The organism is Stenotrophomonas sepilia (assembly GCF_003244875.1).
Classification (GTDB): domain Bacteria; phylum Pseudomonadota; class Gammaproteobacteria; order Xanthomonadales; family Xanthomonadaceae; genus Stenotrophomonas; species Stenotrophomonas sepilia.
Genome location: NZ_LXXZ01000105.1, coordinates 1 through 14,085, shown reverse-complemented (window position 1 = coordinate 14,085; position 14,085 = coordinate 1). Strand labels below are relative to the sequence as shown.

Here is a 14,085-nt window from a genome sequence, read left to right as displayed (position 1 = left end):
CGCGCCCCACACCGGAAGTGGAACGCAGCTGCGCCGATGGTAGTGTGGCTCAAGCCATGCGAGAGTAGGTCATCGCCAGGGTTTATACCCAAAACCCCGCTGCTGGCGCAGTGGGGTTTTTCTTTGTGCGCAGGAAACGTGGGTAGTGCCGACCGCTGGCCGGCAACCCGATGGCGTTACATCGCCCGGTGGATCCACGCCATGCGTGGATGCCGTCCACGAGGAAGCATTGCGCCAACCAAGGTTGGCCGCTACCAATCGATTGCCGGCCAGCGGCCGGCACTACCGGTAGATCCACGCCGTGTGTGGATGCGGCGCCAAACAGGGCTGGCCGCTCCTCACGGCAGATCCGGAAGCGGACTTTTCCTGACCCATCACGCAGAAGCAGGCAAAAAAACGGCGCCCTGCGGGCGCCGTCTTGACCAGGATCGCATTGCAGGCCCGGATCAGGCGGCCCGCGGGACCTCGTGCGGTTCCTGCTGGCGGAACACCGATACCGCCTCGGTAAGCGTCCCCGCCTGCGACTGCAGCTCGCGTGCGGCCGCGGTGGCTTCTTCCACCAGCGCCGCGTTCTGCTGCGTGGCCTGGTCCATCTGCACCACGGTCTGGTTGATCTGCTCGATGCCGGTCGACTGCTCCTGCGACGCTGCGGAAATTTCGCGCATCAGGTGGCTGACATCCTCCACGCCGCCGGCAATGCCCTGCATCCGCTTGCCGGCGTCGGCCACCAGCTGGGCACCTTCGCCCACCTGCCGGCCTGCCTCATCGATCAGCTTTTTGATTTCCTGTGCGGCGGCGGCGGAGCGCTGCGCCAACACGCGCACCTCGCTGGCCACCACGGCGAAGCCACGGCCCTGTTCACCGGCACGCGCGGCTTCCACCGCCGCATTGAGCGCGAGGATATTGGTCTGGAAGGCGATCCCGTCGATCACGCCGGTGATGTCGCCGATCCGCTTCGAGGCGCCTTCAATCGCCTGCATGGTGTCGACAACCCGCTGCATCGCGGTGTTGCCATCACTGGCGGCGCTCTGCGTGGACGCAGCCAGCTCACTGGCCTCGCGCGCATGCGCAGCATTCTGGCGCACGGTGGCGGTCAGCTCCTCCATCGAGGCAGCGGTTTCCTGCAGGTGCGCCGCCTGGCGCTCGCTGCGCTCGGACAGCGCACCATTGCCTGCAGCGATCTCGCTGGCGGCGGTACTGATCGAGGCTGCGCACTGCTGGATGCGCCCCACCATGCGCGCCAGCTGGCCGGCGGTGGCGTTGGCATCGCGCTGGATCGCGGCGAAGGCGCCGTGGTACTCACCGCGCATGCGCCGATCGAGATCGCCGTTGGCCAGCGCCGAAAGCATCTGTCGTACTTCATCGACGGTGCTGCCCAGCGTATCGAGCAGCTGGTTGATGCCACCGGTCAGGCCATCGAGGAAGCTGGCGCCTTCGGTTGCCTGCAGGCGCTGGCCCAGATCGCCGGCAGCGGCAGCAGCGACGATGCCGGCCACGGCGTTCTCAAGCGCCAGCTCCTGGGTACGGTCATGCCATTCCACGGCGAAGCCGAGGCGCATGCCCTGTGCATCGAACACCGGGGTGACCACCTGGGCGAAGTGCACCGGGCCGATCTGTACCTTGCCGTTGTGGCTGGTCTGCAGGCCATTGAGGATGGCGCGGATGCGGTCCGGGTTGGCATGGAAGCGATGGATGCTGCTGCCGACCAGGCGTTCGGCATCGAAGTCAGGGAAGGCCTGGCGCAGTGTCGCCTGCTGGTTGCGCAGCAGAGCCACCACCGAGCGGTTCACATAGCGGATCACGTGATCGTTGTCGGCGATCATCATCGCAGTGCGCGAGGCATCCAGCGCCTGGCGGATCTGCGCATTCTCGGCATGCGCCGCCGCCTCGAGTCCACGCTGGGTCTGCACGTGGCGTGCAGTGTCGGCCAGGGCGTGGGCGAGTGAACCCGGTGCATAGGCGCTGGTGTCGGCATGTGCACCAAGATCGGCACCGGTGGCAATGTCGCGTGCCAGCGCGGCAAGCCGACGCGGGCCGTGGCCAAGGGCCTCGGTCTGCTGCCGAAGGCGCAGTGCGACCTGGCCGAGGAACAAGGTCAGGCCCGCGAACATGCTGGCCTGCAGCAGCGTTGGCCACAGCGCGGCACCGTCCTGCAACGGCGCCAGCAGCGCGAGCGTGCCGATGCCACCGGCCAGCCATACCGGCAGGCGATCACGATGGCTCAACAGCACGCCCAGCAGCAGTGCAATCGGCAACGCCGGTGACAGGCCCGTGATCGCGCACAGCCCTGCCAGCTGCAGCGACAACAACAGCGCCAGGCCATTGCGGGTGACGCAATGGCCGGCCTTGGGACCGGCCAGCCATATGGCAGGCAGCACAGCGGCCGCAACCAGCGAGGCGGTCAGGGCATGAGGCCCGCGCAGGGCCAGCATCAGGCCGGCCACCGCCAGTGCCGCACTGCCGATCAGCAATCGGCGGTCAGCGCGGTGGGCGAGCTGCTGCAGATGCGGCAGGCGGGCGGTATCGGGGGGACGAGTGGATGCAGCGGACATCGGCGACTCCTGGATCAGCAGACGGCTACGGCCACACGGTGGCGCACGCACGAGTGCGTGGCCAGGGCATGGACCGGGAATTCGGGGAATGCGACGCAATCAACGTCGCGCAGACGGGGCGCCGTGACCACATCCTGTGGGTGACGGAGCAATGGAGCGGGCATGCGGACTTCCTTGCAGGACCAGACACACGCCGCAGGCCCGACCGGGCCCACGTGCTGCGGACGCAGTGGCCCGCAACCGATGTATCGGCCGCAACTGCGCAGAATGAAGTGCGCGGACGCTGCGACTCAGCCGGCGTTGTCGTTGCCGAGGAAGCGCAGGATCACCCCGGCGATGCGTGCCGGGTCTTCCATATGCAGGTGGTGGTTGCCGGGAAACACGGCCAGCCGTCCATCACGCAGGTGCTGCAGGCGATCACTGCGCATCGGCTCGGGATAGTAGGACTGCGCCGGCGTGGCATAGATCACCTGCGTCGGGCAGGCGATGGCCTGCAGCAGGTTGTCGATCTGGCCTTCGCTGAGGCGGATCGCGGTGGGCAGCATCAGGCGCGGGTCGCTGCACCAGCGGTAGCCACCTTCGACCGGTTCCACGCCGCGCTCGACCAGCAGCCGTGCGCAGGGTTCGCTGAGCTGGTTGGTCATCATCCGCGCGCGGATCGGCGCTGCCAGATCGGGAAACACGCGCAGCTGCTTGCGTGCCAACGCCCGCGTGGCGTTCACATGCTCGCGCAGGCGATGCGCCGTTTCTTCCTCGGGACCGCGCAGGCCGCCGAGTGCTTCGATCGCCACCAGCCGATCAACACGGTCGCTGACCGAGGCGGTAAGGCTGGCAATGCCGGCACCCATTGAATGGCCGAGCAGGCTGAATCGGTCCCAGCCCAGCGCGTCGGCGACATCGAGTACGTGGCAGATCGCGGCGGCCGTGGTGTAGCTGGCACCCGCCGGCAGGTGTGCGCTGTGACCGTGGCCGGGCAGATCGATGGCAACCAGCTGCAACGCCGACAGGTGCGGCGCCAGCGGCACGAAGCTGGCGGCGTTGTCGAGCCAGCCATGCAGGGCCAGCACGCGTGGGCCGCCGCCGTGGTTGCGCAGGCCGGCGACGCGTGCGCCCCCGACCTGGAGTTCAAACGGTTGCAGGCTCATGCCAGCGAGGACACGGCCAGCCGTGCCAGGGCGCGTGCATGCTCCGGCTCGGCGTTGAGGCAGGGGATGTAGCGCATCGTCGCACCGCGCTCGGCCAGTGTTTCGGTGAAGCCCAGCGCAACCTCTTCCAGCGTCTCCAGGCAGTCGGTGGCAAATCCGGGGCAGACCACGTCGATCTGCTTCACGCCGGACTCGGCCAGCGCCCACAGGCTGGGCTCGGCATACGGCTGCAACCAGCGCTCGCGGCCGAAGCGCGACTGGTAACCCATCTGCCAGTCGTCCTTGCCCAGGCCCAGTGCATTGGCGATGGCCTGCGCACTGGCCTCGCAGCGCTGCGGATACGGGTCGCCCGCGTCGGCCAGGCGCTGCGGGATACCATGGAAGGAAAACATCAGTTTCTGACCGCGACCGTGCTGTTCCCAGTAGCGGCGGATCGATCCGGCTACGGCCTCGACCCAGCCGGGATCGACCGAGTAATCCCGCACCAGGCTCACGGTCACGCCCGGGTTGCGGCGCTGCCACGCATCGACCCGGTCTTCGACCGAGGCGGTGGTGGTGGTGGAGTACTGCGGGTACAGCGGCAGCACCACGATCCGGCGCGCGCCGTCGGCGGCCAGACGGTCGAGCTCGCCGGCCAGCGCCGGTTCGCCGTAACGCATCGCATGGCGCACCGTCAGGGTCGGCAGCAGGGCCTGCATGGCCTGCGCCAGCTGGCGCGTATGCACCATCAGCGGTGAGCCGTCGGGCAGCCAGACCTGGGCATACTTGGCCGCCGACCGGCCACTTCGCAGCGGCAGGATCAGCCCGCGCAGCAGCGGCTGCCAGAGCAGTGCCGGAATCGCGACCACGCGCGGGTCGGACAGGAATTCGGCCAGGTAACGGCGTACGGCGGGGGCCGTCGGCGTCTCGGGCGTGCCTAGGTTGACCGCCAGCACGGCGGTATCGGGTGCGTCGAGCATGGGCGGTATTGTCGCCTATCCGGCGCCGCACCGGGATGCAGGGTTCGGATTGCAGGCATAGCGCGCATCAATGCGGGCAGGGAACGCTCATTGGGGATTCATGGCAACACCACTAATTTCAGTCACTTGCTATATCTTCCTATGGACTGACTTCTGGAGCCTGCCATGCGTCGCCCGATCCAAGCCCTGCTGATCGCCGCCAGCCTGCTGTCCAGCCAGGCCATGGCCGGACCGCAGGAAGACCAGCGCGCCCGCAACGCCGTGCGCGTGCTGGCTGAAATCCAGGAAATTCCTGAACAGGGCATTCCGGATAAATTGCTCGACGAAGGCCGCGCGGTCATCGTCATTCCCGACACGATCAAGGCCGGTCTAGTCATTGGCGGTCGCCGTGGCCACGGCCTGATGTCGGTGCGCATGCCCAATGGCGCATGGTCCAACCCGGTGTTCGTGAAGCTCACCGGTGGCAGCATCGGCTTCCAGGCCGGCGTGCAATCTTCGGATGTGGTGCTGGTGTTCCGCAACGACCGCAGCCTGGACAATCTGGTCAACGGCAAGTTCACGCTCGGCGCCGATGCCGGCGTTGCCGCCGGTCCGGTCGGCCGCAATGCCGCCGCCGCCACCGACGGCCAGCTGAAGGCCGAGATCTGGTCCTGGTCGCGTGCCCGTGGGCTGTTCGCGGGCGTCGCGCTGGATGGTGCGGTGCTGCAGATCGACGATGCCGCCAACCTTGACGCCTACGGCAGCAACACCACGCCGCGCATGATCTTCGAAGGTCGCGCCGCCGGTGCGCCGTCGATGGACGTGGTCGCCTTCCGTGATCGTCTGGAAGAGGCCACCTACGCCGCCCGCAACAACCGCAACGGCAACGGTGGCAGTGCACCGCGTCCGGCGGCGACCCCGGCGGTTGCGCCGGCGCCTGTTCAGGCCGCGCCGGCCACCCCAACCGAAGCCACCACCGCGCCGCTGCAGAACGTGCCGCAGAACCCGCCGCCGCAGCAGCAGGGCTTCCAGCCGGTCAACGACGGCGAAATCCGCACGGAAACGCTGGGCGGAAACTGACTTTCGTCACGCGCGCCGGCTGACACCCGGTGCGCTATGCTCGACAGCCTGATCACTAACGTAACGAGCGTCTTTATGGGCAGTTTCAGCATCTGGCATTGGTTGGTCGTGCTGGCCATCGTCCTGCTGGTGTTCGGCACCAAGCGCCTGACCAGTGGCGCCAAGGACCTCGGCTCGGCGGTCAAGGAATTCAAGAAGGGCATGCGCGACGAAGACAAGCCGAACGCGCAGCTGGGCGATGAGTCGCGTAGCCAGGACGCCTCGCGCACCGCGCAGGACGAGCACGACCGTAACGCTCGCTGATCCGGAGCGGTTGCGGTGTTCGATATCGGCTTCAGCGAACTGCTGGTGATCGCGGTGGTCGCCCTGGTGGTGCTCGGTCCCGAGCGCCTGCCCAAGGCGGCCCGCTTCGCCGGCCTGTGGGTGCGCCGTGCCCGCAATCAGTGGGATTCGGTGAAACAGGAACTGGAGCGCGAACTGCAGGCCGAGGACATCAAGCGGCAGATGCAGGACGTGCGCCAAGGCATGCAGGACACCGAGAACCAGCTGCGCGCCAGCGGTGAAGCGATCCGTCGCGAAGCGCAGCAGGCGCAGCAGCAGGGCGATACGCTGGCGCAGGAGGTTCGCGCACCGGCGCCTGCGGATCTGCCGCCGCATATGAGCGCTGCGCCCGATGCCGATGCGCCGGCACAGGAGAGCGTTGCTCCCGAGCCGACGCCGGCGACACCCCCTGAAGCCGGTGCGCCGCCGCCGCAGAGCAGCCCGGAGCGCCAGCCATGAGTGAACAGGATTTCGGCGAAAGCTCGCTGGTCGAACATCTGGTGGAGCTGCGCGGCCGCCTGGTGCGCGCATTGCTGGGCCTGGGCGTGGTGCTGCTGGCGCTGCTGCCATTTACCCAGAAGCTGTACAACGCGCTGGCCGAACCGCTGGTCTCGCAGCTGCCCAACGGGCAGACGATGATCGCGACCAATCCGGCCGGTGCCTTCTTCGCGCCATTGAAGCTGACCTTCTTCGTGGCCCTGTTCGTGGCGGTGCCGTGGCTGCTGTACCAGCTGTGGGCCTTCGTCGCCCCGGGGCTTTACGCGCGTGAGAAGCGCCTGGCGGTGCCGCTGCTGGTGTCTTCGGTACTGCTGTTCTACACCGGCTGTGCCTTCGCCTACTTCCTGGTGCTGCCGGCGGTGTTCCATTTCCTGACCACCTTCAGCCCGGACGTGATCGCGATCACCCCGGATGCGAATGCCTACCTGGATTTCGTGCTGGCGATCTTCTTCGCCTTCGGTGGCAGTTTCGAACTGCCGGTGGCGATGGTGATCCTGGTCCTGCTGGGCTGGGTGACGCCGCAGCAGTTCAAGGAAGGACGTGGTTACGCGATCGTCGGCATCTTCGTGCTGGCGGCGGTGCTGACCCCGCCGGACGTGGTTTCGCAGCTGATGCTGGCGATCCCGATGTGCCTGCTCTACGAGCTGGGCATCCACGCCGCACGCTGGCTGGTGCCATCGTCGGCGGTGAAGAAACCCGCCGCCTAAAAAAGGGGACGGAGGGGATTAAGTCGTTATCGGCACAGTGGCACAAACGACTTAATCCCCTCCGTCCCCTTTTTCGTCAGGCGTGGAAGATGTCGCTTGAGGCCGGGGTGGTCGGGACCGGCGGTGCTGCGCGGCTGCCACGGTGCACGAACATCTGCTTCCACGCGGCGTAGACCGCGCCGACATACAGCGGCATCAGCACCGTGGTCAGCACCAGCTGGGCGATGAAGGCGGCGGCCAGCGGGCCTCCGATCAGCATCGCGATCTGGATCACGATCACGAACAGGATGTAGATGCAGAACGCGGCGATCAGGCCGAGCACGGCGAACACGATCATCGCGCCGATGTTCTCGATGCAGCCCTGCAGGCTCAGGCGCAGCGCGTGCATGCCGCTCTGCTTGTCGAACACCACCAGCGCCGGCTGGGTGAACATCGCCAGCGAGAGCGCCACCGCGCTCAGGAACACCAGCAGCATCCACAGTGCGATGCGCTTGGCCGGCAGGTTGGCGACCAGCGCCGCGGCATCGTCCGGCTTGATCTGCTGGCCACTGCGGCTGATCTCTTCCATCTTGGTCATGACCTCGCTGAAGGCGGTGAAGCCTTCGCGGCCGATCATCATGAACAGCAACGCGCCCAGCAGCAGCACCGCCAGCACCTGGATCGCCAGCGGCACCAGCAGGTGGCTGACACGGTGGTCGCGGATCGGCTGCAGCAGGTGCGAGGACAGGCCCGGGCGGCCTTCGTCGATCTCACCCACGGCGTAGAGCATGCCGCCGAACATGATCGGCGAGATGGCCAGGGTCATCAGCTGCACGGCCATGCCGGCGGCGCCGGGAATCAGCGTCGACAACAGGGTGACCACCCAGCTCACCAGCAGCCAGGCCAGGCCGATCCTGGCCAGCTGCAGCGGCGCACGCCGATACAGCGAGAACGTATCCAGCAACCACTGGGCGCCCGCCGAGGCCGGCAGCTTGCGAATCTCTTTCATGGACATCCGGGAAGGACAGGAGGGGACGGGCGGTTGCCCGTGCCGCTGATTATCCCTGTTTTGCCGCCGGCTGGGCTGAAGACAGCCGCGCCTGTCGGACGAAGCGGCGCAGCAGCTGGCGGGCCAGCGGTGCGGCGCTGACTGCGCGCTCGATGCTGCGCGCACAGCCGCCGTGGCGGCCGATGCAGTCGGCGCGGGCGCGCACGTAGCCGCGCATGTGGTGGGTGGCGAATTCGGGGTGGAACTGCACGCCCCAGGCCTGGCGCCCCCAGCGGAACGCGTGGCAGCCATCCAGCGGCGAGCGTGCCAGCACCTCGGCACCGTCGGGCGCGCGCAGCACGGTCTGCAGGTGGGTGGCGTGGGCGGCAAAGTGCTGCGGCAGGCCCTGGAACAGCGGATCCTGTGCCGCCTGTGGCTGCAGCTCCAGCTCGATCGTGCCGGACTCGCGCCCGGCCGGGTTGTAGGCCACCTCACCGCCCAGCGCATGCGCCAGCAGCTGGTGGCCGTAGCAGATGCCGAACACCGGCAGGCCGGCGTGGACGGTCTGGCGCAGCCACGCCGCGCTGCGCTCGCTCCAGTCGGCGTGGTCAGTAACGAAGGCGGCCGAGCCGGTCACCAGTACGCCGGCAAAACCGTGCGGATCGGGCAGGGCGCCACCGTGTTCGACATCGACCACCACCGTCTCGTGCTCTTCCAGCCCGGCGGCGACGCGGATCCAGTGCGGAAAGCGCCCGTAGCGGCGCAGCGACGGTACCGGGCGGCCGGTTTCAAGGATCAGGAAGGGGGCTGGGTTCATCCGGGGGCGGCAGCACTGACAGGACTTCCTCGATTGTAGTCAGCCCCTGCGCCACCTTTTCAAGCCCGGCCTGGCGCAGGGTTCGCAGCCCTTCAGCGCGCGCGGCACGGGTGAAACCGGCCAGATCCATGTCGGCGCGGATCTGCCCGCGCAGCCGCGAGCCCAATGGCAGCAACTCATACAGGCCGATGCGGCCGAGGAATCCGGTGCGCCGGCACTCCAGGCAACCGACCGGACGACAGGGCGTGGCGGCATCTGGATATGCAGCCTGGCTATCAGCGAGCACCGCCCAGTCGGCAGCAGCAAGGGTGTGCGGCTGCTTGCAGTGCGGGCACAGGGTACGCACCAGGCGCTGGGCGAGGATGCCGTTGAGGGTGCTGGCCAGCAGGTAGTGCGGCACGCCCAGGTCGAGCAGGCGGGTGACCGCCGACGGTGCATCGTTGGTGTGCAGGGTGGACAGCACCAGATGGCCGGTCAGCGACGCCTGCACCGCCATCTGCGCGGTCTCCAGATCGCGGATCTCGCCGATCATGATGATGTCCGGGTCCTGCCGCAGCAGGGTGCGCACGCCGCTGGCGAAGTCCAGGTCGATGTTGGCCTGCACCTGCATCTGGTTGAACTCGGGGGCGATCATCTCGATCGGGTCCTCCACCGTGCACACGTTCACGTCCGGCGTGGCCAGCCGCTTCAGCGTGGAATACAGGGTGGTGGTCTTGCCCGAGCCGGTCGGGCCGGTGACCAGCACGATGCCGTGCGGGCGCTCGACCAGGGCATTCCAGCCAGCGGCCTCCTGCGGGCTGAAACCGAGCTGGTCGATGCTCTTGAAGGCGGCATCGGGGTCGAAGATGCGCATCACGCACTTCTCGCCGAACGCGGTGGGCATGGTCGACAGGCGCATCTCGACCTCGCGGCCACCCGGCGAGCGGGTCTTGATGCGGCCGTCCTGCGGGCGCCGGCGCTCGGCCAGGTCCATTCGGCCGAGTACCTTGATGCGGCTGACCACCGCGGTCATCACCGCCGGCGGCACCTCGAACACCTTGTGCAGCACGCCGTCGATGCGGAAGCGCATGCGTCCCATCTCGCGGCGCGGTTCCAGGTGGATGTCCGAGGCGCGCTGCTCATAGGCGTACTGCAGCAGCCAGTCGACGATGTGCACGATGTGCTGGTCGTCGGCATTGACGTCGCCGGTGCGGCCCAGCTCGACCAGCTGCTCGAAGCTGGGCAAGGTGGTGTTGGCCTCGCCGCGGACGTCGCCGCGCGCGCCACGCACCGAACGGGTCACCCCGTAGAACTCCATGGTGTAGCGGTGCAGGTCGAGCGGATTGACCACCGCCAGCTCGATGCGGCGGCGGGTCAGGTGCTGCAGGTCGCGGCGCCATTCCTGCACCAGCGGCTCGCTGGTGGCCACCAGTACCCGTTCGGCATCCACTGCCAGCGGCAGGAAGCGGTGGCGACGGGCATAGGCGTGGGAGACCAGCGCGGTGACCGCAGCGACGTCGACCCGGGTCGGATCGATGCGCAGGTAGCGGCTGCCGGTGCGTTGGGCCAGCCATTCGGTCAGGCGTTCCAGGGTCAGTTCGCCGCCGTCGCGGGTGGCCAGCTTGAGGTTGGACAGCAGCACCAGCGGGTGCACTTCACTGGCATTGCGCGCGCCCTGTGCGGAAAACCGCATGCGCTCGCGGTCCTGCTCGGCCACCAGGTCATCGGCGACCAGAGCCGCGGCAATCTGCTCGAAATGCAGCCGTCCCCAGGGCAGCGGGACGCCGCCCGCCTCGCCGGGCGTGCCTGCCGGCAGCCGATGTTCCATCTGCCTGCTCCTCCCGGGTACGGAATGCCCCGCAGGTCGGCCGTTATACTAGCGCACCCCCTTGCCGGCCAAGACTCGTACGCATGTCCGCGACCCCGACCGTTCCGATCACCTTCCAGGGCCTGATCCAGACCCTGAACCAGTTCTGGGCCCAGCAGGGCTGCGTGCTCATCCAGCCGCTCGACCTGGAGGTGGGCGCCGGTACCTTCCACCCGGCCACCTTCCTGCGTGCGATCGGTCCGGAAAGCTGGAATGCGGCCTACGTGCAGCCGTCGCGGCGCCCGACCGATGGCCGTTACGGTGAGAACCCGAACCGCCTGCAGCGCTACTACCAGTACCAGGTGGCGATGAAGCCGGCGCCGGACAACATCCAGCAGCTGTACCTGGATTCGCTGAAGGCACTGGGCATCGATCCGCTGGTGCACGACCTGCGCTTCGTCGAGGACAACTGGGAATCGCCGACGCTGGGCGCGTGGGGCCTGGGCTGGGAAGTCTGGCTCAACGGCATGGAAGTGACCCAGTTCACCTACTTCCAGCAGGCCGGTGGCCTGGAATGCCGCCCGGTGCTGGGCGAGATCACCTATGGTCTCGAGCGCCTGTGCATGTACCTGCAGAACTGCGACAACGTCTATGACCTGGTCTGGACCTACGGCCCGGACGGCCAGCCGGTGACCTACGGCGACGTCTACCACCAGAACGAGGTGGAGCAGAGCACCTACAACTTCGAATACGCCGACGTGGACGAAATGTTCCACCGCTTCGATGCCTGCGAGCGTGAAGCGCAGAAGCTGGTGGAAGTGGGCCTGCCGCTGCCGGCCTACGAGCAGGTGATGAAGGCCAGCCACACCTTCAACCTGCTCGATGCGCGCCGCGCGATCAGCGTGACCGAGCGCCAGCGCTACATCCTGCGCGTGCGCGCGCTGGCCCAGGCGGTGGCCAAGGCGTATTACGAGCAGCGCGAGAAGCTGGGCTTCCCGGGTGCGAAGAAGGCCTGACCGCCTTCCTGCACCGTCGCGCTTTTCATCAACTACCCGGGGCGCCGGACGCGTTGCGCGCTGCGCCCCCACCACAGGATCGAACCGATGAGCCAATTGTCCCCCCTGCTGATCGAACTGGGCACCGAGGAGCTGCCGGTCAAGGCGCTGCCGGGCCTGGCCCAGGCGTTCTTCGACGGTGTTGTCGAAGGCCTGCGCAAGCGTGGCGTCGCGCTGGAGCTGGGCGATGCCCGCCCGCTGTCGACCCCGCGCCGGCTGGCCGTGCTGCTGCCGGGCGTCGGCCTGGAACAGCCGGAACAGCACAGCGAAGTGCTGGGCCCGTACCTGAACATCGCGCTGGATGCCGAAGGCCAGCCGACCAAGGCCCTGCAGGGCTTCGCCGCCAAGGCCGGGATCGACTGGACTGCGCTGGAGAAGACCACCGACAACAAGGGTGAGCGCTTCGTGCACCGCGCGGTGACCCCGGGCGCGAGCACCGCCAGCCTGTTGCCGGACATCCTGCGCGAGGCGATCGCGGCGATGCCGATTCCCAAGCCGATGCGCTGGGGCGACCACGCCTGGGGCTTCGCCCGCCCGGCGCATTGGCTGGTGCTGCTGCACGGCGCCAACGTGGTCGAGGCCGAACTGTTCGGCCTGCAGGCCGGCCGCGCCAGCCGTGGCCATCGTTTCCACCACGACCAGGTCGTGTCGCTGGCGCAGCCGCAGGACTACGTTGAAGCGCTGCGCGCCGCGTTCGTGCTGGTCGACCCGAGCGAGCGCCGCGCGCGCATCGTCACCGAGGTCGAGGCCGCTGCAGCCGGGGCCGGTGGCAGCGCCCGCATCACTGAAGACAACCTGGAGCAGGTGGTGAACCTGGTCGAATGGCCGTCGGCGGTGCTGTGCAGCTTCGAACGCGCCTTCCTGGCAGTGCCGCAGGAAGCACTGATCGAAACGATGGAGATCAACCAGAAGTTCTTCCCGGTGCTGGATGCCGCCGGCACGCTGACCGAGAAGTTCATCGGCATTGCCAACATCGAATCGAAGGACGTGGCCGAAGTGGCCAAGGGCTACGAGCGGGTGATCCGCCCGCGCTTCGCCGATGCCAAGTTCTTCTTCGACGAGGACCTGAAGCAGGGCCTGGTGTCGATGGGCGACGGCCTGAAGACGGTGACCTACCAGGCCAAGCTGGGCAGCGTGGCCGACAAGGTGGCGCGCGTGGCCGCACTGGCCGAAGTGATCGCAGCCCAGGTCGGTGCCGATCCGGCGCAGGCCAGGCGGGCTGCCGAGCTGGCCAAGAACGACCTGCAGTCGCGCATGGTCAACGAATTCCCGGAATTGCAGGGCATCGCCGGCCGCCACTACGCCGTCGCCGGTGGTGAATCGGCCGACGTAGCACTGGCCATCGACGAGGCCTACCAGCCACGCTTCGGTGGTGACGACATCGCGCTGTCGCCGCTGGGCAAGGTGCTGGCCATCGCCGAACGCGTGGATACGCTGGCCGGTGGTTTCGCTGCAGGCCTGAAGCCGACCGGCAACAAGGATCCGTTCGCGCTGCGCCGCAATGCGCTGGGCCTGGCCCGCACGATCATCGAAAGCGGCTTCGAACTGGACCTGCGCGCGCTGATGGCCAGCGCCAATGCCGGCCTGGCCGCGCGCAACGTGCAGGCCGATATCGGCGAGCTGTACGACTTCATCCTCGACCGCCTGAAGGGCTACTACGGCGACAAGGGCGTGCCGGCCACGCACTTCAACGCGGTGGCCGAGTTGAAGCCGGCCTCGCTGTACGACTTCGATCGCCGCCTGGATGCGATCGGCACCTTCGCCGCGTTGCCGGAGGCAGAGGCGCTGGCCGCGGCCAACAAGCGCATCCGCAACATCCTGCGCAAGGCCGAGGGCGAGATTCCGGCGCAGATCGACGCGGCACTGCTGCAGGAAGATGCCGAGCGCGCGCTGGCCGAAGCGGTGACCGCCGCCATCGATGACACCGGCGCCAGCCTGCACCAGAAGGATTATGTGGCGGTGCTGGCACGCCTGGCGCGCCTGCGTCCGCAGGTCGACGCGTTCTTCGATGGCGTGATGGACCGCTTCGGCCAGCGCGCGCTCGGCATCTTCCTGCAGCAGTGCCGCGTCGATCTGCGCCGGAATCTCGCCCTCGGCCTTGCGCAGGATGTTGCGGATGCGCTTGTTGGCCGCGGCCAGCGCCTCTGCCTCCGCCAACGCGGCGAAGGTGCCGATCGCATCCAGGCGGCGATCGAAGTCGTACAGCGAGGCCGGCTTCA

At 67.9% G+C, this 14,085-nt stretch carries 12 protein-coding genes; 6 read left to right on the top strand and 6 right to left on the bottom strand.

Annotated elements, in window-relative coordinates; translation table 11 throughout:
* Positions 1 to 446: 446 nt before the first annotated feature.
* The 3 genes from A7X97_RS20720 to hemH form a co-directional block, all read right to left on the bottom strand.
* On the bottom strand, positions 447 to 2,552 hold the full coding sequence (locus A7X97_RS20720) for a methyl-accepting chemotaxis protein (RefSeq protein WP_111008391.1): 2,106 nt from the start codon (positions 2,550 to 2,552) through the stop codon (positions 447 to 449).
* A 290-nt stretch (positions 2,553 to 2,842) separates the two neighbouring features.
* Complete coding sequence (locus tag A7X97_RS20715; RefSeq protein ID WP_065177800.1) at positions 2,843 to 3,697, bottom strand: alpha/beta fold hydrolase; 855 nt, start codon at positions 3,695 to 3,697, stop codon at positions 2,843 to 2,845.
* Positions 3,694 to 4,656, bottom strand: coding sequence for a ferrochelatase (hemH, locus tag A7X97_RS20710; RefSeq protein ID WP_065177801.1), 963 nt, complete (start codon positions 4,654 to 4,656; stop codon positions 3,694 to 3,696). The genes A7X97_RS20715 and hemH overlap by 4 nt, the downstream gene beginning before the upstream one ends.
* A 165-nt stretch (positions 4,657 to 4,821) precedes the next feature.
* Here hemH and A7X97_RS20705 point away from each other — a divergent pair, with 165 nt between their 5' ends.
* The 4 genes from A7X97_RS20705 to tatC all read left to right on the top strand — a co-directional run bounded on the left by A7X97_RS20705 (position 4,822) and on the right by tatC (position 7,241).
* Positions 4,822 to 5,715 (top strand): lipid-binding SYLF domain-containing protein, encoded by an 894-nt coding sequence (locus A7X97_RS20705; protein ID WP_111008390.1) that lies wholly within the window; start codon positions 4,822 to 4,824, stop codon positions 5,713 to 5,715.
* A 75-nt stretch (positions 5,716 to 5,790) separates the two neighbouring features.
* Positions 5,791 to 6,018, top strand: coding sequence for a Sec-independent protein translocase subunit TatA (tatA, locus tag A7X97_RS20700; RefSeq protein ID WP_005420453.1), 228 nt, complete (start codon positions 5,791 to 5,793; stop codon positions 6,016 to 6,018).
* 15 nt (positions 6,019 to 6,033) lie between these two features.
* The gene (gene tatB, locus A7X97_RS20695) at positions 6,034 to 6,495 is read left to right on the top strand and encodes a Sec-independent protein translocase protein TatB (RefSeq protein ID WP_072168854.1); all 462 of its coding nucleotides are present in this window, start codon (positions 6,034 to 6,036) and stop codon (positions 6,493 to 6,495) included.
* Complete coding sequence (gene tatC / locus A7X97_RS20690) at positions 6,492 to 7,241, top strand: twin-arginine translocase subunit TatC (RefSeq protein WP_005420449.1); 750 nt, start codon at positions 6,492 to 6,494, stop codon at positions 7,239 to 7,241. The genes tatB and tatC overlap by 4 nt, the downstream gene beginning before the upstream one ends.
* A 76-nt stretch (positions 7,242 to 7,317) precedes the next feature.
* Here tatC and A7X97_RS20685 read toward each other — a convergent pair whose 3' ends face one another.
* From A7X97_RS20685 to A7X97_RS20675, 3 genes are read right to left on the bottom strand one after another with little or no spacing between them, the layout of a single operon-like run.
* On the bottom strand, positions 7,318 to 8,229 hold the full coding sequence (locus A7X97_RS20685; RefSeq protein ID WP_072168855.1) for a BPSS1780 family membrane protein: 912 nt from the start codon (positions 8,227 to 8,229) through the stop codon (positions 7,318 to 7,320).
* 49 nt (positions 8,230 to 8,278) lie between these two features.
* On the bottom strand, positions 8,279 to 9,025 hold the full coding sequence (locus tag A7X97_RS20680; RefSeq protein ID WP_072168856.1) for a glutamine amidotransferase: 747 nt from the start codon (positions 9,023 to 9,025) through the stop codon (positions 8,279 to 8,281).
* Complete coding sequence (locus tag A7X97_RS20675) at positions 8,997 to 10,832, bottom strand: GspE/PulE family protein (RefSeq protein WP_111008389.1); 1,836 nt, start codon at positions 10,830 to 10,832, stop codon at positions 8,997 to 8,999. Before A7X97_RS20675 ends, A7X97_RS20680 begins: the two co-directional genes overlap by 29 nt.
* Before the next feature lie 83 nt (positions 10,833 to 10,915).
* Here A7X97_RS20675 and glyQ point away from each other — a divergent pair, with 83 nt between their 5' ends.
* Both glyQ and glyS read left to right on the top strand, forming a co-directional pair.
* Positions 10,916 to 11,827, top strand: a complete 912-nt coding sequence (gene glyQ, locus A7X97_RS20670) for a glycine--tRNA ligase subunit alpha (protein ID WP_049412007.1) — start codon at positions 10,916 to 10,918, stop codon at positions 11,825 to 11,827.
* Positions 11,828 to 11,914: 87 nt separating this feature from the next.
* Positions 11,915 to 14,085, top strand: a 2,171-nt coding sequence (gene glyS / locus A7X97_RS20665) for a glycine--tRNA ligase subunit beta (protein WP_245885090.1), incomplete at its 3' end; no start/stop codon positions are given.